Origin of the sequence: Pseudoalteromonas sp. NSLLW218 (assembly GCF_015864775.1) — a bacterium.
GTDB lineage: Bacteria > Pseudomonadota > Gammaproteobacteria > Enterobacterales > Alteromonadaceae > Pseudoalteromonas.
Genome location: NZ_JADYWO010000015.1, coordinates 74,535 through 91,030 on the forward strand (window position 1 = coordinate 74,535; position 16,496 = coordinate 91,030).

Genomic DNA, 16,496 nt, shown 5'->3' on the forward strand with positions numbered 1-16,496 from the left:
TTAGCCTGCTAATACAATGCCTCTACAATGAAATAGTATTAGCACTTAGCGGGTCTAACTTTACAAGCATTTATAAACTCACTCTACAGGTGGATAATTTTATGAAAAAATCACTCGCATTAGCATTAACATCTGCCGCAATATTGTTTAGCACATTTACTCATGCAGCTAAAACCGAAAAAGCCGTTTTAGCTGGAGGTTGCTTTTGGTGTATGGAAAGCGACTTTGAAAAACTAGAAGGCGTAACCGATGTAATATCGGGCTTTACTGGCGGTAAACTTAAAAACCCAACGTACAATGGTAATCATAAAGGCCATTACGAGGCCGTAGAAATTACTTACGACCCAGCCATAGTAAGCTACAAGGGCATACTTGATCATTACTGGGTTAATATTGATCCTTTTGATGCCAGAGGCCAATTTTGCGATAAAGGCCCTAGTTACTTAAGTGCTATATTTGTTGAAAACGACGCACAACGTAAATTAGCTGAAAAAACAAAAGCTGCAGTAGTTGCCGAGTTCCCTAATCAAACTGTGGTTACACCAATACTAAACGCAAGTACCTTTTACCCTATTAAAGGAAAAGAAAGCTTTCATCAAGATTATTACAAAAACAACCCAATCCGTTACAACACCTATCGCTGGCGTTGTGGTCGAGATAGCCGCCTAGAAGATATTTGGGGCGACAGAGCAACTCATTAGTATTTATTATTAAACGACTTAAGTCACAAAAAAGGCTGCTTAAATAAAGCAGCCTTTTCATTTGTATCATTTTAATGTGTACGTTTAAAACTTAAAAGTCGCACTTAACCTTACGCTACGCGGTGTCCCCGGTTGAACCCACGCATCAGCAAATGAGTTAGTGTAATAGGTTTCATCAAACAGATTGTCTACCTCTGCGCGTAAACCAAATGCTTTAGTTACGTCAACATCAACAAATGTACGCGCTGTTGTGTAACTTGGTAACTCAAAATCGGTACCAAAAAAGCCGTTTCGTGAGCCTACATAAACTAAGCCTCCACCAAATTTAACGGCTTTACCATATAATTCAGACGATTTAACTAGTTGTAAACTAAATTGATGCTCAGGAATATTTAATAAAGAGCTTCCCGCTTCTACTGTATAACCAAAGTTCGCATCAAAAAATGAGTTTTCAATGGTTGCATCAACAAACGCATAAGATAACCAAAGGCTTACATCATCAGTAAGATCACCGTTTATATCAATTTCTATGCCTTTGCTTTGTGCTTCGCCAATTGCAGCAAAAGTAAATGCAGTCGGATCGTCAACTACCAGCATATTGTCTTGTTCTACTTTAAATACAGCAACGGTGCCAAACAGTGCGCCATCGTTTAAAGTAAATTTAACGCCTACCTCTGACGACGTTGATTGATTTGGCTCAAAACCATCGCCATTTGTATCAGTGCCTGATAAAGGCCTAAAATTTTCGCCATAAGCAGCATAAACAGATAAAAACTCACTCGCCTCATACACGACACCAAACTGCGGACTAACACGCGATTCGTTTTGCTTTGATTGAGTATCAGCTAAACGGTTATTAAGTGTTTGTTCGTAGTCATCAAAACGTGCACCTACACGTATATCTAGCTTATCGGTTAGGCTTATTTGGTCTTGTATAAATATACCTAACGACTCTTGCACTTCTAACTTATCGGTATTGGCCGTTGGCGTAGGTAACTCATACGCACCATACACGGGGTTAAATACATTAATAAACTGATCGCCACGCACGCGAAGAACAAATTGATCATTTTCGAATTTATCAGAATCCACACCAATTATTAAGCGGTGCTCTAACCCAGCAACCTCTAAATTACCGGTTACTTCAGCTCTAAACACCTGATATTTAGCATCGTAATCACGATAACGCCTAAAGCGATTTACCTCGCCATCAACAACACCTGCAAAACCGGTTTCGGTAGCAAACCCTTCAAGCGATGTATCTCGGTAGTTAGCGCCCAGTAATACGCTCCAGTTATCATTAAAGTCATGAACAAACTCTAATTGATGACCAAGTACATCTGCCTCTATTGGGCCATCACCTGGTTCTCCTAAAAAGCGACTTTCTGGTATTAAACCAAGTTCACCATCAATAGCTAATACACCTCTATCAAAAGGGACTTCTTGGTCGCTGTATTCAAGCTCATATATTAGTTGGCTATTATCATTAATATTCCACGTTATTGATGGGCTAAAGCCTTGTTTAGTTGTTTCTATCGTATCGCGAAAGCTTTTCGCGTCTTCATAAAAACCAACCAGTCTAATTGCTACATCGTCGTTAAGGGGCGTTGTGTAATCTACATCAGCACGGTAGGTATCAAAACTGCCTACGCTTAGCTTGAGCTCGCCACTTGTATCAAATGTTGGGCGTTTAGTAACAAGGTTTACTGTACCACCAGGCTCTCCACGGCCAAATAAAGCCGCGCGTGGGCCTTTTAAAACCTCAACCGACTCAATACCCGACAAATCACGCGAACCACCAAAACCACGCCCGGCATTAAACCCATTTACAAGGTAATTACTTGGTAAGTTTTCATCGCCTACAAAACCACGTAGTGCAAAGCTATTCCAAAGCCCACCAAAGTTATTTTGACGAGCAACCGAAGCCGATAAATCAAGTGCTTGGTTTAAATCTATCGCACCTGCGTTTTCAAGGGCTTCTAAATCTATTTTCAGTTCTGATTGCGGTGTTTCTAACGCACTAAATTTACCTTGATACGCTTGACGCGAACCAATTACAGCCAATCTTTCAATAGGGCTATTATTAACGCTGTCATCATTTTGGTTTTGCTCAACTGCCATAGCATGGCTGCTAAATAAACTGACTAAGCATGCGCTTAAATAGGTGAGCTTTAGCCCTTTATTATTGGTATTCATTATAAACCTTGTTAATTAGTTAACTGATAAATTTTCTTTTAGCTTAACGCCTGTAACTTCAGGCTCATCCATTTCATTAAGCATTGTTTTTTTAAAGCTAGGCATATTCTCAAGCGCCGCTTTTGGTGGGTTACCCTTTATAAAGAGCCAAGGGTAGTAAAACTCCCTTAAACTTTTATGAAATCCTCGCATACGGTATTCGTATCTAAATGCAGCTAAAGCATCAGTGCTCGCCAGTCGTGTAAAACTGCGTTGTAACAGTAATGGCGGTGAAAACCACGATACAATTCCCGCTAATTGATACTTTGTATGCGCAGCATCACGATACGCATGTGAAAGTTCACCTGCTTTTTCGTCTCCAACTTGTTGAAATGCGTAATACCATTTCCACTCAAACTCGCTTTGCATATCAACGTGATCTTTCCACTGTGGATTTGAAGCAACAAAAGCATCCATTGTTGTTTTCTTTGGTAAGTCCCATGCATCGTTAACGGCCTCTCTTTGAGTAAGAACAATGTCGCCGCCCTTTGGTGAGTGCACCGTTTTGTTTATAACTAAATCGCCTAAAATAGGAATAATAAAAGCAACTAACACCCAAAAACCAATTAACGTTGAAGCAACACGCGGCGCACTGCTGGCGTTTTTACCCCACCACACACTGAGCGCAGTCCAAAACGCAATGTAAATTACACAAATAAAAGTAACAAACGCCACATCAGCAAGGGCCGAATGACTAAGCAATGTACCTATATAAAATGGCAGCATTAAACACACTATTACCGCAATCAACCGCACGGTTATACGTGCCCCCCATAATGCAAAGTAAGACCTAGCAGTAGTTACTAATAAGTCATGCCTACCGCTTGTTCGCTCATTAGCAAACAAATCATGAAATAGTAAAATAACTATCAGTGGTGCTAATGCACTTACTACAAATACAAAATCAATTTTACCTGCCTGCGCTAGCTCTGCGTTTTGCGCATCGCTTTCGTATATTTGTCCCTCTAGGGCAAGTAAATTTAAGCGGTGTTTCCACGGGTAAATATCGCGCTCGCCTAAAGCAGCAAACGCTAAATTTGAAGGCGATGAATACGTTAAGTGAAAACTGTAATAGGCAAGCAAGCCTGGATCTTCGTATTTATGTTGAACGTTAGTTAGGTCTGTTAAATCGGCGGCTTTTAAGCGCTCAATAGTTTGCTTTTGCTGTGTTACTTCACTAAGCCCACTGAAAACTGCAAACCCCGACATTACAAAGGTACACACCAGTAATACCACTAAGTATTTTTGACGAAGTAAAAAGCGCCATTCACGCGCAAGCTGTTTTAATAGGTAACTCATAACAAACGCCTCCCTACAAATTTAATACCGCCTAACAGCACCGCAATCCAAAGTAGTAGCTGTAAAAAAGCAGGGATACTTCGCTGCGCTCTCGCTTTTGACCTGTCTACATTAAAAGTAAAGTCTTGCAGTATTTGCCAGTTTTGAGCACTTACACGTGCCTTTTGGGTTGCAGCAGTATCAGCATTGCGGTTCATGTCGTCTTGGTAGCTAAGCTTTTCTACATGAACTTTGTTAAGCCCTTGCACAAAATCAAAACGTAACTGCTCGGTTTCGCGTAAAAAGCGATGATGGGTTTCAATACTCGTGCCTACCACAATCATCGATAACGACCGAATAGCCACCATAGGTGAAACCCAACCAAAATAACGCGATACCTTTGTTTGTTTAAGCTCAGCTTGCATACGCTGCTCAGCAAACTTATTGAGTACGCTTGTGAGTTTAGCCTCAGACTCGCTTGCCACTAGCCCTCTAAAATTAACGGGTAACTCATCAATACTGCTCACATTGTATTTATTAAGGAGCGATTGTTTAAATTGCTTAAATGCGGGGTCGTTTGTGTTGTGGCCGTCGCCTAGTTTTCTAAGTTCGGCTTTTACAGCAAAGTCGGTTTCTATTTTGCCTGCTGATGGCACTGCCGTGGAGGCTGTTGTACTCGCTACTCGTGGCATTACAATACACAGTAAAATCCAAACAAAGGCAAGTGCTGTAAAGCTGCCGCTGTTTTTACTAAACACACTCGATGCCAGTAAAATAAGCAGCACCCACACAATTAAATATAAAGCGTAGCCAAGCACAAAGCTTGCAACAGCAAGTAAGCCTTCGCCTGAGCCAAGTGTAAATAAAGCCGATATCGTTAGCGGAGTTAAAATTAAAGCCACAACAGAAAGTAGCGCCAACCCTTTACCTGCAATAAGCGTTGCGCCCGATGTACCTTGCGATAACAAATACGAGAGTGTTTGTGACTCACGCTCGCGGCTAATACCGCTGTAGCCAATTAATATCAGTAATAAAGGTGCGAGTGTTTGTACAATAAATGCAGGCGTTAAACTACCTAATTTAGTTAATGCAGTACCTTGGCGGCTATCTGCAAACATTGCGCTATTTTGTCTGTGCCCTTCTAAAAATATTGAGTTGCCTGTGTAGGCATCAATACCAGGGTCAAGCGTACTAAGTGGTGAAGGCGTTCTAAATGCATAATGCCCATAATGCACCATTCTGTGTGGATGACGGTCGGGTTGATCAACAAAGCTTTTATCGCTAGTTGCCTGTAACTCATGCCGTGTGTGGCTTAGCTCCATCATGGTAATAGCCGTTACAATCACCGAAGCAACCGTGAGCACCAAACCAATAGCAAGCACGGTCATTGCTAATTTTGAGCGAAGCCAATAACGCCACTCATCTTTGGCAACAATCACCACCTTTGAAAAGTTATTTATACTCATTAAGCACCTCTATTAGCGTGATGCCCAAATGCAGCGTGTACTTGCTCGGTATCAATACGCCCACTTTGGGGCGCATCATACTCTCCCACCAGCTCACCGTTTTTAAGTAAACCAATACGATTTGCCACTTGGCACGCGCCATATACATCGTGGGTAACCATTAAAATAGTCGCACCAGTTAATGCAAGCTCGCGTACAAGTTGATTAAATTCATCAATGGCAACAGGGTCTAGGCCCGATGTAGGCTCATCTAGTAAAAATATTGGAGCTTCACGTAGTATCGCAAGTGCAATTGCTGTTTTTTGCCTCATGCCTTTTGAATAAGTTTGCATGTGGCGGTCCCACGCATCGCGCTGTAATGCAACACGATTAAAAGCTGCGTTAATTTGTTCATCTGATTTTTTAATATCAGCAAGTGATAAAAAATATTCAACATTTTCGCGAGCAGTTAAATGCGGGTAAAGTGTTGCCGACTCTGGCAAATACGCGGTTTTGCCACGTACAAAATCAAGCGCTTGAGTAACCTCTTTACCGGCTACTTTTACAGAGCCTTGAGTTGGTTTATTAAACCCGAGTAACGTTTTTAATGTAGTTGATTTACCTGCACCATTACCACCGAGTAGCGCATACACCTCGCCTGCAGCTACACTAAAGCTTAAGTTTTTTAAAATAGCGTTATTTTTAATACTAAAATTTAAAGAGCTCACTTCAATCATCGTATCGTTTAAAGTGGCGCCTGTGTTGCTAACGTGTTTATCAAACGTTTTTTGTTCAATTGGTGGTGTTTTATTAATCGCGGTAGGTGTTGTCACACTAAAACTCTAATTAGGGAAATTACATAGGAACGAATGTTATACTATATCAAATATGCATTGCAACAATATAACATTGTAAATTAACAAATAAGATAAACAACGTTACGTAGTTAATATAATATTACTTTGAGAGGTAAAAATTAAAGCAACTTAAAATAGCCTCTTTTATGTGAAACTTAGAATAGTGTTATGTTTTAAATTTACAATTTAAGTTAAATTAAAAACCAACACTAAAGGATGTAAGCTGCCTGCCCATGCCATCCTAATGCCTATGGTAAAAACGTATGTTAGTAAAGTTGGTAATTTAAAAAAATGTGCTATCTTTTTATTATCTATATCATAAAAATAAGCGCTAACATGTTGTTCCGAGGTACAATTGCCATAGCTATATTGGTTATTTCTGCTGCTAATAAAAGCTATGCAAATGAAATAGACGTGCAATTTAGCGGTTTTGCATCCTTAACACTCAGTTACACTGACGATTCAGATATCGCCTTTGCATCTAATTACTTAAACGAAAACGATACAGGCTTTTCAGCAACGCGTGATTCAATTTTAGGTGGGCAAGCTAATATCTCACTCTCAAAAAACTGGGACTCCGTGGTACAAGTCGTTTTACAAGATCATACCTTTAAAAGTCTTGATAATTTTTTAGAGCTCGCCTTTGTACGTTACCGCCCCTCACGCCATTGGGCTATCCGTGCTGGTCGGCTAAATAGCGATCTTTACTTACTCTCTGAATATCCTTATGTAGGATACGCCTACTTATGGATACGCCCTCCTCACGAATACTACTCTTTTGCAAACATTGCAGGAAATTACGACGGCGTGGATATTGAATACAGTAAAGCCATTAATGAAGGGTTTTTACGCTTAAAGCTCGCCTATGGTAGCTCTACAGCAAAGCTGCAAGCATACAACAAAGACTTTTTTATAGATTTTGATAATTTAACAACCTTAAGTGCTACCTATTCACTGGATTCTTGGACAGTGCGCTTTTCACTTTCAAAGTCTGATTTTGGTGACTATAAGCTGGACTCACTAGATGAGTTTTTAGCTTTACTAGACGCTGTCCCACAAAGTATATGGCCACAAGCAGACACTATATCTAACAAATTTAATACCAAAGGCCACAGTATAGAATATGCCGCGTTTGGACTTACCTACGACCATGATAATTGGCTTATTCAATCTGAAGTAGGTATTTCAGAATCTGATTGGATAATTGCCCCCTCAGTTTTCAGCACTTATATTAGCGCTGGGTATAGGGTAAACAATGCAATATTTTACACGAGCTTTTCAGCAGCAAAAAATCGTCATGATGTTATACAAGTAAACGCTCCTGTTTTTTCACCAGGCACACCCGAGCAAATTTCAGAACCAATACAACAGCTAGCACTTGCAACACAAGCTGCTATTAAAGTGCCTTATGTTCATCAGAATTCAATTAACATAGGTGTAAAATGGCAGCTATCGGAGCGCTTAGTGCTAAAAGCCCAACTAGACCGCTTTGATATAAAGCCCGTAGGCGCGGGGTTATGGAGCCTTAGTAATCCGGCTGATGTAGACGAAGGCCACAAAGTACATATGCTAAGTTTGAACGCTAGTATGGTGTTTTAACAATGATGAGCTATCGTAACGTACTCCTTTATCTGTTGCAGCCACTATGCCTGCTCCTTGTTAGTGTTAATGCAAAATCTACAGAATTTGTAGTGGTGGTAAATAAAAGCAATACAATTAACGCCTTGTCTAAGCGCGAAGTTATTGATATTTACATGGGCCGTTATTTAACGTTCCCTGATGGTGAAACCTCTAAACCACTCGATTTGCCGGCGCAATCAGCATTAAAAAATGACTTTTACCTACAACTGGTCAACAAAGATGAGCAAAAAATTAATGCTTATTGGGCTAGGTTATTGTTTTCAGGGCGCGCAAAGCCCCCAACACCGTCAACATCCGTTGAAGACGCGTTAAACAAAATAGCGGCATCACAATTTGCAATTGGCTATATTCCCCAATCGCAGGTTACAGACGCAGTAAAAGTGGTATACACATTTGATAAAAATTAGCCAAGCACTTTACGTACGCGTTGCCCTATCAATCGCCATTGTCGCTATTGTAGTTACGTTAGTATCGTCAACACTTTCTTATTACTCGGGTTTTAAAGAAAAGAAAAACACCAATTACCTACTCGTGCAGCAGTTAGCACAAACAATGAGAAAAACAGCCGCAATAGCAGCCTACTTAAACGATCGTGAATTAAGCCAAGAAATTATTAATGGCTTACTAAGTAACGATTTAGTGCAAGGCGCAAGCCTAGAAGGAGAAGCAAATGCAAAAGGCGAAATGGAGTTATTTATTGCAAGTGGTTCTACTAACAAAAAAAATGAAGCTGTTTTAATTAAATTAATTCACCCCTTTATAGAAGGCTCCTTTATAGGTGTACTTGCCATATACCCCGACGATAAATTTATTGAACAGCAAGCAAAGTCATCACTTATAAAAGAATTTCTTTTAATGCTGATTCAATCAATCGTCATCGCTTTTTTTGTGTCGTTAGTTGTACGCAAATGGCTTACTCAGCCTATTCAAAACCTAACAGACAGCTTTGCGACAATTGACCCTACCAATCCCGAAACCATGACAATGCTAGAATTTAGACAAGGTAAGCGAGACGAAATAAGCAGGCTAACGCATGGTATAAACGCTCTAATGCATGAGTTAAAGTTAACCATAAGTAATGAGCAATCCCTTCGTAAAAAAACTCAAGAACTAGAAGCAAAATTTAGACTTATTTTTGAACAAGCCAGCGCCGGTATTTGTTTATTAGATGACAATAATATTATCACCACCTTTAATCCCGCGTTTAAACATTACTTTACCGTACCCGGCGAAGAAGAATTATCAACCTTGCACTTTCCTGCTCTATTAAATAACGTAGATGAGTTACAAAGCCTGCTTGCAGATATTCGTTGTGATAAAAACCCGCCACAAGCGACCCTAGATATAGAGTGTAAAGTGGGCCATAAAACCATTTGGTTGCACTGCTTATTTGTAAGATTAACTGAGCAACGTGAAACAAAGCGAAGCGCTCAGCAAGAACACTTAGTTGAAGTCATTTTACATGATGTAACTGAGCGCGCAGAACGCGAATTTCAAACCCGTTTTGAAGCCGATCACGACCCGCTCACTGGCTTATTAAACCGACGCGCCGGTGAAAAACGCCTTAAAAAAGCACTACGTGAATGTATTAAACATAATGAACATTTAGTGCTTATGATGATTGATTTAGATAAGTTTAAACCAATAAATGACACCTACGGCCACGAAGCTGGCGACAAAGTGCTAATTGAAATAGCGCATAGATTTAAAACACTTTTTCATGAAAAAAACGACATGTGTATCCGCCTAGGCGGTGACGAATTTATTGTTGCACAGCAAATTAAAACCTACGATAAAACGGCAACACAACAAAAAGCGAACGCCTTACTCAATGAGTTAAAACACGATATTAATATTGCGCAAAATAAAACATGCGCAGTAGGTGCAAGCATAGGTATTGCAGTGTCCCCAAATGATGGCAACGAATTAGTTACGTTAATGGTAAACGCAGACAATATGCTCTACCACATAAAAGAAACAGGCCGAGGGAAAATTGCATTTTATGACGATATAAAAAATTAGATGGCGTGAATTAGTAACTACATAGTAAATGCTATAGTGTTTTTATGGCTTTCAAATAGTCTTTATTATAAAAATAAGCCGCTAACCCAAAATAAGAAATAGCACCTAAATAAGCAATTGGAAAGTGTGAATATACACTGAGGTAAATAAGCAATAATATAAAAAACAGACTAATGCTAAAGCAAACCACTGCCAAAAGCCTGCCTAACCAACGTATAGATTGGGCTGCTATATTTAAAACAAACAAAGCAAGAGCACCAAGCGCAATAATTCCTACAGCGTTTAAATCTTTGCCATGTTCTAAACCGTCAACGCTATAGTACATCATGTAATGAGCAAGCGGAGTCAGTGCTAATAAAGCCCAGAAACCATAACTGCTCCATGTTGATGAAACAAAGTACTCACTACCAATATTAGGCGCAGGAAACGATGCTTTATATCTATTTTGGTTCATGTGGATTTCAGTTAAGCCGTTTTATAAGTTGATAGCTAGGCTTTTAGTAAAAATACAAAAGGCCAATAGGCAATAAAAACTATCTGTATTATTGATTTTTATCAAAAAAATTACAACTTGCTCGCACCACTAACCACAATACAGAATAACAATTGTACTATTAGCGATTAATCAAAGTAATACAAAATCTATTTAAAAAGAACATTGAACAATAAACTTTTCAATTGATAGAATGCCCTACTTTTTCCCATCAAGAGATACAATGGCAAACTTCAATACTCATCTTAATACTGCCGTAATCATCACAGGCTTAGCCTCCGCCACCTTATTATCTGCAGGACATATTGAATTAAAGGGCGCGCTCTGGTTATGGTTTTTAGGCTCAATCGGCGGCTTATTACCCGACATAGATTCAGATAACTCCACATCACTCGATACTATTTTTAACTTATTTGCACTCAGCGCTGTATTACTGGTACTGCATTACATAACCACGGAGCTCATTATTACAATTAGCTTTATTGAGTTAATTGTAGTGCCGTTATTGGTTTACGGATGTATGAAATACATTATTAGGCCAATTTTTGAATGGATCACAGTACATAGAGGCAGTTGCCACTCTTTACTATTTATAGTGTTATGCGCACTATTAACGACCCAAGTAGTATGGAAACTAAATGACCAATCAACCACACAAGCAGCCGTTTTCGCCTGGTTAACGGGTGGGTTTATTTTATTAGGCGGGTTAATTCATTTATTGCTAGATGAAATTTACAGTGTAGATTTAAGCAATGTCACTATTAAACGCTCTTTCGGGACAGCTTTAAAAATAGCCGACTTCGATAACAAATTAATTACGCTAGCATCAATTATTGCCATTGCAGGTTTAATCTATGTTGCGCCCCCTACAAAGCAAACTATTACAGCGTTAAGTGACTGGTCTCATTTTACGTTTTTATCTTAACGCCGTAAGTATTAAGCCGTTTAACCACATATTCAAAATTAATGCCCTCTTGATAATTAAGATAGTTAAACGTTGATTTACTGAGAGGGAATTAGTCGCTGCACTTTTAAGAGCATAAATGGCTTGAATCAAAACAGTTTTACAATTTAATTTTGATTTAAAAAGCCAAAGCTTTAGCCTATTTATTATTAATTAATACTTTTATAGGTTTAAATGAAATAATTAAATAGCTTTACCTGTCTTATAGGCTAAGTGTAAAAGCTAATTAGCTAAAAAGCTCCCTGTTTGATGTATTCAAACCTGTCGAATCTTTTTAAAGCATTAAATATAAAATTATAAGAGGTAAATAATGGAATTTACGAATAAACGCACCATGCTAATTACAGCATCTTTATTATTGGTATTGGCGATATCACAGGGTATTTATTCTGTTCTTTACAGTGCAGAAATTAGTTTTTCAAGGCAGGTGGCTTGGGGGCTAGAAGCGCTGGTATTTACTTTACTTGTTGCCTTTGCAGGCACATCTATGGTGCAAGCAAAAAACGCTCAACTAGGCTGGTCGGCAATCGCGTTTAGCGCAGTACTTAACATAGTACAGGTGAGTATTGGCCTTACTTTGTTTTCTACATTTGGAAAAGTTGCGGGCACTGTAGAAGGCGCACAACCTTTAATAGGTGGCGTGGTTTCTTTGTCATTCATGATTTACTACGCAGCTAAATTATTATTAGGATTAGCAGCTCTTGTTTTTGGCCTGTCTTTTATAGCTAAAGGTGGCAAAGCCATTGGAGGCCTTACAGCCCTAGCAGGCGGAGTTGCAATGCTTGCCAATGGTATTTTAATTACCTTTGGCCGTGATGGATTCCTTCCATCAGCTGTTGCTGGCGCTTCAGGCATGATTGCAACGTTACTTTTAGCAATCTGTTTAATAAGCCTTAACCGTAAACAAGACTAAGGCTAAATACCTTATTAATAAGGTAGTTACTTAAATAAGTTATAAACATCGGCGTGTATTAGAGATGCTAATTCGCCGATGTTTTACGTTTAAAGTGACGCCCACTTTCAACTTAAAGCGTTCGTCTACTGCATCCCAAGTTAATGCCCTCTTCGTAATCTCTAAAGACTAATTCACAAAGAGGCTATGAGGCGCTGCGCTTTTAGAGGGGTAAAAATAGCTAATATCAAAACCTTTTAACCAATTTATATTTTGATGTATGAAGTCAATATTTGACCCCTTGCCTTTTATGTATACAAGTAGAATAATTTTTGGGGAGTGCTTATCTACTCAAGACAAAATCTAAGCTTTTGGGCTCTTATATTCGTGAATTGAACTGACCATCACTAATTGGCCAAGCATGATTACCATTATATTGCATTGCTTCAACAAATTCTTCTTTCCATTTTTGTCCACATGAACATTCATAAAACGAATCTACATACAAACTATCTTCACCTTCTACCAAAATAAAGCTAAATCCTAATTGCTTCAAATCCATTATGCTTAATGGATAACCTTTTCGCCTACCCGAGAATCTGAGAGCTTCAAATTTACATGCGCATTTCCCTACTTGAGGTTTAGCTTTTTCAAAATTGTAATCCCAAAGCTTATACCACTCCCACTCACCAGATTGGTAACGCTCAATTGCAGTAAATCCAATACCTACAACACTTTCAAATATTTCAATATCTCTTGTGTCTCTGGGTGTTAACTCTTTGATGATTTGACTCCGTAATGACTTAGCTATTAAGTAGTTAACAATAAAAAATATTTTAAAATTGTGCAACTAATTAAATGAAGACATGCAAGTACAGGATATTCCTTCATTTTACGGTTTTAGGTAAAATAATACCCTTTTGGCTATTTTTTATTTAGCAAACTTAACTAGACAGCTGACTAAACTAGACAGCCACTTTAATTGAACAAACAAAACTATGCCAAAAAATTCGCTCTTCAGGTTAAGAATTTATCTTTTATTACTGGGTTACTTTATTTCATCCGTTAAATGAGTCATTAGCCCTATTAAACCTAAGTTACACGCATGAAAATAACTGCATAATGCAGTTGTGATTTATTACTGAATAGTTTTATTGAGTAGCTTAAGTTTTATGCGAGTAGCTTTTCGCAATTGCTAATATTTGATCGCCGTTTACGCTTTAAATTCTCACAGTAACTTGCTTGTGAAGTGGGCCTACCTACTGCACCATGGAATACGCGCGTAAATTGTGTGGTGAGTTTTAACCAGTTTTCTGGGGATATATTAAGCCTTTCTAACAAAGGAAGGGTCATATTATCAATATGCCCACGCTTATCCTCTCGTATTATTCGCCCTGTTAGCTCAACAAGTTCAAGGTACGATTTAAGCTCAAACGGCAGCCCTTTGGGCATAATCTGACGAGGCATACCTGCAAAACGTAGTAACTGTTTAGGCTGTATACCTTCTGTCGCGCATGTTAAGCGCTTTTGTACACTGGTATGGTCTGACTCTTCTGGTGTGTTAGCCATTTTAGCCCTAATGGGATTTAAATCGACATAGGCCATACAAGCTGCAAGTGCTGCTTCATCTAGTAATGCCTGCGATTTGAATCGGCCCTCCCAGAATCGTCCTGTGCAGTTATCTTCTTTATTTGCTCTGCGCGCAATGTCTTCATTTAAGAGCCGCATAAACCAGCTGATACTTGATAAGCGTTCGCGGTATTGTTTAACCGTTTGGTTGAAAAAGATGAGCTCAACTTTACTTAACTTTTCACCTTGTACATATTTCTGCGTTAACACTGTGCCTTTACACAGTTTATGCCAGCGAATAACAATCGCTTTATCATTCAGTCTGTTTGCTTGATTATCATCTACATACAGGACTAAGTGAGTGTGATTACTCATAACAGCATAAGCACAAACATCAATACAAAATACCTTCGCTAATTCAAGCAGCTTATCTTCAACCCACCCTCGTCGATGCTCGTAAGATTGACCAGTAAAACGGTCTTCTCCACATAAAAGTGCACGACGAACACAGCGTGAAATACAGTGATAGTATTTTGTATCAACCAAACTTACTTGACGCTTTCTTGCAATTGCCATAAGACACCCTGCTCGTTTTTTGCACTAACTAAAACGTAGTCCTAAATTTTGAAAAGAGCAAAATTTAGGATGGGTGTCTCTGTTAATCTTTCCTAATGGGTGACACCTATCTTAATTTCAAAATTTAAGATGGGTGTCTTGTTAATTTCTCGAAAGGCAATACAACTTTTAGGATGGGTGTCTTGTTTATTATTGTTTATTAACTTAAAAGCAAACAATTGAAAATAGTAGAATATGTTCCTAAAAAGAGTAATTCTACAGCCTCAACGCCTTGTTCAGCGGAAAAATAGGAGCGCCAGCGAGTAGTTTTTCCGATGAAGCAACTTGTTATATTCGGTGTTCAAATACGAAATTTTTATGGTCTTTTTGGAAATATACCCTTACTTTTTGAACTTCTGTACAACCTTGTAAATTTATAGATGAAAGCTCAAAATCTAGATGCTCATGCGAGTTTAATAATATGGGATCCAACTGTAACTTAAAATCAATTGTTTGATTGCTTTCTAAAGTAGCTATTGAATCATACTGCCTATAGAGGTTAAATGATCGCTCATAAGACCAAGGTGCTTGTAACTTCCTGCCTTGTTTTAAGTTTAAACGAATTGAATTAGCAAAGTTTGGGCTTACATTTTTCAAGGAACAATTGAAAATAGGATAACGTACAGTTAATTCACCACGTTTCAGATTATATATTTGGTCATAAGGTAAAGTAGTAAAAACAACTATAAAATCATCAATATCATCTGTTTCAGTTAGTTCTGCTGACTTTATAACCAATTGAGTACGTTCTTTGCCTTTTTGGTCATTTCTATAAATTAAGTAAGCCGATATAAATGCTAAAAATCCACCAGAGTAACCGCCTAGATAACTTAGCCAACCATCTACACTACCAATCATTTCACCAGGCATATACTCAAGGTAAATACGAATAATAGCGGGAGAGATAATGGGTATTGCTAGCACTAACAATACTATTAATAGAATAGATTTTTTCATTGTAACCTTAGAGAATATAACGTCCGCTTAAGCGGACTAAAATAGTGGGCTAAAATTTGTTGAGAAACGAAACATAGCCCGCTATTTTTGTTCCGTTTTGAAGCGCTTGTTATGTTTAAATTTTAGTTTTCTGCATAAGCGATATACAAATTTCGCGAAAATGCTCCGAGCTAACTTCTACGTGCTTACGGGATTGCTTGTAGCTAGATTCTACATCACTTGTTCTTCTAGCCATTTCACCACTAATTGCATCCCAAATTATTGGCATTTTGTTGATACTATAGTCTTCTTTCTTAAAATCCATATTTGGAAAGTATAAGCCTTGAAGCATCTCCATTTTAATTAGTGAATCAACGAGTTGAGAATAAATTACAGGGTCGTTATCATAATAACCGCTTTCCCTTTTATACTTCATAAGTTGAATATCAGTAATCAGTTCATCACATGCTTTTGTATAACTGATTGATGCTTCATAAAATTCTTCTATTTTTTCACAAATGATTTTTTTCCTTTCACGCTTATTTGCAAAATATTGATTAGCTAAGAGCACAAGTATCGCAATCACAACAGAAATAATAATTGCTAGAAATCTTACCCAATTTTCAGGAGAGTTTATTACAGTGGTTATTGTATCGGGTTCCATAAATACCTTTTAAACATAACGCCTAATTAAAAGGCAAAAAATAGTTGGCTAAAATAAGTGAACGTAGTGAACAAAAAGCCAACTGTTTTTTGTCCTTGTTTAATTTCTTGTATGGATAATAAACCCATAAATTAATTAATACTTTAACCAAGTTCGGGTAATGTGAGGCCCAAGCTTTGGCTGC

15 protein-coding genes are annotated in these 16,496 nt (G+C 38.3%); 6 read left to right on the forward strand and 9 right to left on the reverse strand.

Features of this window, described 5'->3' with window-relative positions; all coding sequences use genetic code 11:
- The first annotated feature begins 101 nt into the window (after nucleotides 1–101).
- Entirely contained in the window at nucleotides 102–701 is a 600-nt protein-coding gene (gene msrA / locus I6E80_RS18935) for a peptide-methionine (S)-S-oxide reductase MsrA (protein WP_197186217.1), read from the forward strand.
- 84 nt (nucleotides 702–785) lie between these two features.
- Here the strand turns inward: msrA and I6E80_RS18940 are convergent, their stop codons facing one another.
- Genes I6E80_RS18940 through I6E80_RS18955 form a run of 4 tightly spaced genes read right to left on the reverse strand, consistent with a single transcriptional unit; the run spans nucleotide 786 to nucleotide 6,492 of the window.
- Nucleotides 786–2,897, reverse strand: a complete 2,112-nt coding sequence (locus I6E80_RS18940; protein ID WP_197186218.1) for a TonB-dependent siderophore receptor — start codon at nucleotides 2,895–2,897, stop codon at nucleotides 786–788.
- A gap of 15 nt (nucleotides 2,898–2,912) precedes the next feature.
- Nucleotides 2,913–4,235 (reverse strand): DUF3526 domain-containing protein, encoded by a 1,323-nt coding sequence (locus I6E80_RS18945; protein ID WP_197186219.1) that lies wholly within the window; start codon nucleotides 4,233–4,235, stop codon nucleotides 2,913–2,915.
- Nucleotides 4,232–5,680, reverse strand: a complete 1,449-nt coding sequence (locus I6E80_RS18950) for a DUF3526 domain-containing protein (RefSeq protein ID WP_197186220.1) — start codon at nucleotides 5,678–5,680, stop codon at nucleotides 4,232–4,234. The genes I6E80_RS18945 and I6E80_RS18950 overlap by 4 nt, the downstream gene beginning before the upstream one ends.
- Nucleotides 5,680–6,492, reverse strand: coding sequence for an ABC transporter ATP-binding protein (locus tag I6E80_RS18955; RefSeq protein WP_197186221.1), 813 nt, complete (start codon nucleotides 6,490–6,492; stop codon nucleotides 5,680–5,682). Before I6E80_RS18955 ends, I6E80_RS18950 begins: the two co-directional genes overlap by 1 nt.
- Nucleotides 6,493–6,852: 360 nt before the next feature.
- Here I6E80_RS18955 and I6E80_RS18960 point away from each other — a divergent pair, with 360 nt between their 5' ends.
- The 3 genes from I6E80_RS18960 to I6E80_RS18970 are packed head-to-tail and all read left to right on the forward strand — an operon-like array spanning nucleotide 6,853 to nucleotide 10,179.
- On the forward strand, nucleotides 6,853–8,115 hold the full coding sequence (locus I6E80_RS18960) for a hypothetical protein (protein ID WP_197186222.1): 1,263 nt from the start codon (nucleotides 6,853–6,855) through the stop codon (nucleotides 8,113–8,115).
- A gap of 2 nt (nucleotides 8,116–8,117) precedes the next feature.
- Entirely contained in the window at nucleotides 8,118–8,564 is a 447-nt protein-coding gene (locus I6E80_RS18965) for a hypothetical protein (protein WP_197186223.1), read from the forward strand.
- Nucleotides 8,551–10,179 carry a sensor domain-containing diguanylate cyclase gene (locus I6E80_RS18970; protein ID WP_197186224.1) on the forward strand — a complete coding sequence of 543 codons (1,629 nt, stop codon included), beginning with the start codon at nucleotides 8,551–8,553 and terminating at the stop codon, nucleotides 10,177–10,179. Before I6E80_RS18965 ends, I6E80_RS18970 begins: the two co-directional genes overlap by 14 nt.
- A gap of 31 nt (nucleotides 10,180–10,210) precedes the next feature.
- Here the strand turns inward: I6E80_RS18970 and I6E80_RS18975 are convergent, their stop codons facing one another.
- On the reverse strand, nucleotides 10,211–10,633 hold the full coding sequence (locus I6E80_RS18975; protein ID WP_024598372.1) for a hypothetical protein: 423 nt from the start codon (nucleotides 10,631–10,633) through the stop codon (nucleotides 10,211–10,213).
- 262 nt (nucleotides 10,634–10,895) lie between these two features.
- On the opposite strand from I6E80_RS18975, the gene I6E80_RS18980 reads away from it, so the two are divergent.
- Both I6E80_RS18980 and I6E80_RS18985 read left to right on the forward strand, forming a co-directional pair.
- Nucleotides 10,896–11,597 (forward strand): metal-dependent hydrolase, encoded by a 702-nt coding sequence (locus tag I6E80_RS18980; protein ID WP_197186225.1) that lies wholly within the window; start codon nucleotides 10,896–10,898, stop codon nucleotides 11,595–11,597.
- A 349-nt stretch (nucleotides 11,598–11,946) separates the two neighbouring features.
- A complete protein-coding gene (locus I6E80_RS18985; protein ID WP_197186226.1) occupies nucleotides 11,947–12,549 on the forward strand; it encodes a thiamine biosynthesis protein ThiC in 603 nt (200 codons plus the stop codon).
- Nucleotides 12,550–12,907: 358 nt separating this feature from the next.
- Here I6E80_RS18985 and I6E80_RS18990 read toward each other — a convergent pair whose 3' ends face one another.
- The 4 genes from I6E80_RS18990 to I6E80_RS19005 form a co-directional block, all read right to left on the reverse strand.
- Nucleotides 12,908–13,378 (reverse strand): hypothetical protein, encoded by a 471-nt coding sequence (locus tag I6E80_RS18990; protein WP_169060925.1) that lies wholly within the window; start codon nucleotides 13,376–13,378, stop codon nucleotides 12,908–12,910.
- Nucleotides 13,379–13,698: 320 nt separating this feature from the next.
- Nucleotides 13,699–14,673 carry a transposase gene (locus I6E80_RS18995; RefSeq protein WP_197186227.1) on the reverse strand — a complete coding sequence of 325 codons (975 nt, stop codon included), beginning with the start codon at nucleotides 14,671–14,673 and terminating at the stop codon, nucleotides 13,699–13,701.
- A gap of 327 nt (nucleotides 14,674–15,000) precedes the next feature.
- Nucleotides 15,001–15,669 carry a hypothetical protein gene (locus I6E80_RS19000; RefSeq protein WP_182674297.1) on the reverse strand — a complete coding sequence of 223 codons (669 nt, stop codon included), beginning with the start codon at nucleotides 15,667–15,669 and terminating at the stop codon, nucleotides 15,001–15,003.
- 115 nt (nucleotides 15,670–15,784) lie between these two features.
- Complete coding sequence (locus I6E80_RS19005) at nucleotides 15,785–16,312, reverse strand: hypothetical protein (protein WP_182674298.1); 528 nt, start codon at nucleotides 16,310–16,312, stop codon at nucleotides 15,785–15,787.
- Nucleotides 16,313–16,496 lie beyond the last annotated feature (184 nt).

Excerpts from the sequence above, each read along its gene's own strand:
- I6E80_RS18965 (WP_197186223.1), top strand. The coding sequence starts at position 8,118 with ATGATGAGCTATCGTAACGTACTCCTTTATCTGTTGCAGCCACTATGC.
- I6E80_RS18995 (WP_197186227.1), bottom strand. The coding sequence starts at position 14,673 with ATGGCAATTGCAAGAAAGCGTCAAGTAAGTTTGGTTGATACAAAATAC.
- I6E80_RS18985 (WP_197186226.1), top strand. The coding sequence starts at position 11,947 with ATGGAATTTACGAATAAACGCACCATGCTAATTACAGCATCTTTATTA.
- I6E80_RS18980 (WP_197186225.1), top strand. The coding sequence starts at position 10,896 with ATGGCAAACTTCAATACTCATCTTAATACTGCCGTAATCATCACAGGC.
- I6E80_RS18950 (WP_197186220.1), bottom strand. The coding sequence starts at position 5,680 with ATGAGTATAAATAACTTTTCAAAGGTGGTGATTGTTGCCAAAGATGAG.
- I6E80_RS18960 (WP_197186222.1), top strand. The coding sequence starts at position 6,853 with ATGTTGTTCCGAGGTACAATTGCCATAGCTATATTGGTTATTTCTGCT.
- msrA (WP_197186217.1), top strand. The coding sequence starts at position 102 with ATGAAAAAATCACTCGCATTAGCATTAACATCTGCCGCAATATTGTTT.
- I6E80_RS18975 (WP_024598372.1), bottom strand. The coding sequence starts at position 10,633 with ATGAACCAAAATAGATATAAAGCATCGTTTCCTGCGCCTAATATTGGT.
- I6E80_RS18940 (WP_197186218.1), bottom strand. The coding sequence starts at position 2,897 with ATGAATACCAATAATAAAGGGCTAAAGCTCACCTATTTAAGCGCATGC.
- I6E80_RS18945 (WP_197186219.1), bottom strand. The coding sequence starts at position 4,235 with ATGAGTTACCTATTAAAACAGCTTGCGCGTGAATGGCGCTTTTTACTT.
- I6E80_RS19005 (WP_182674298.1), bottom strand. The coding sequence starts at position 16,312 with ATGGAACCCGATACAATAACCACTGTAATAAACTCTCCTGAAAATTGG.
- I6E80_RS19000 (WP_182674297.1), bottom strand. The coding sequence starts at position 15,669 with ATGAAAAAATCTATTCTATTAATAGTATTGTTAGTGCTAGCAATACCC.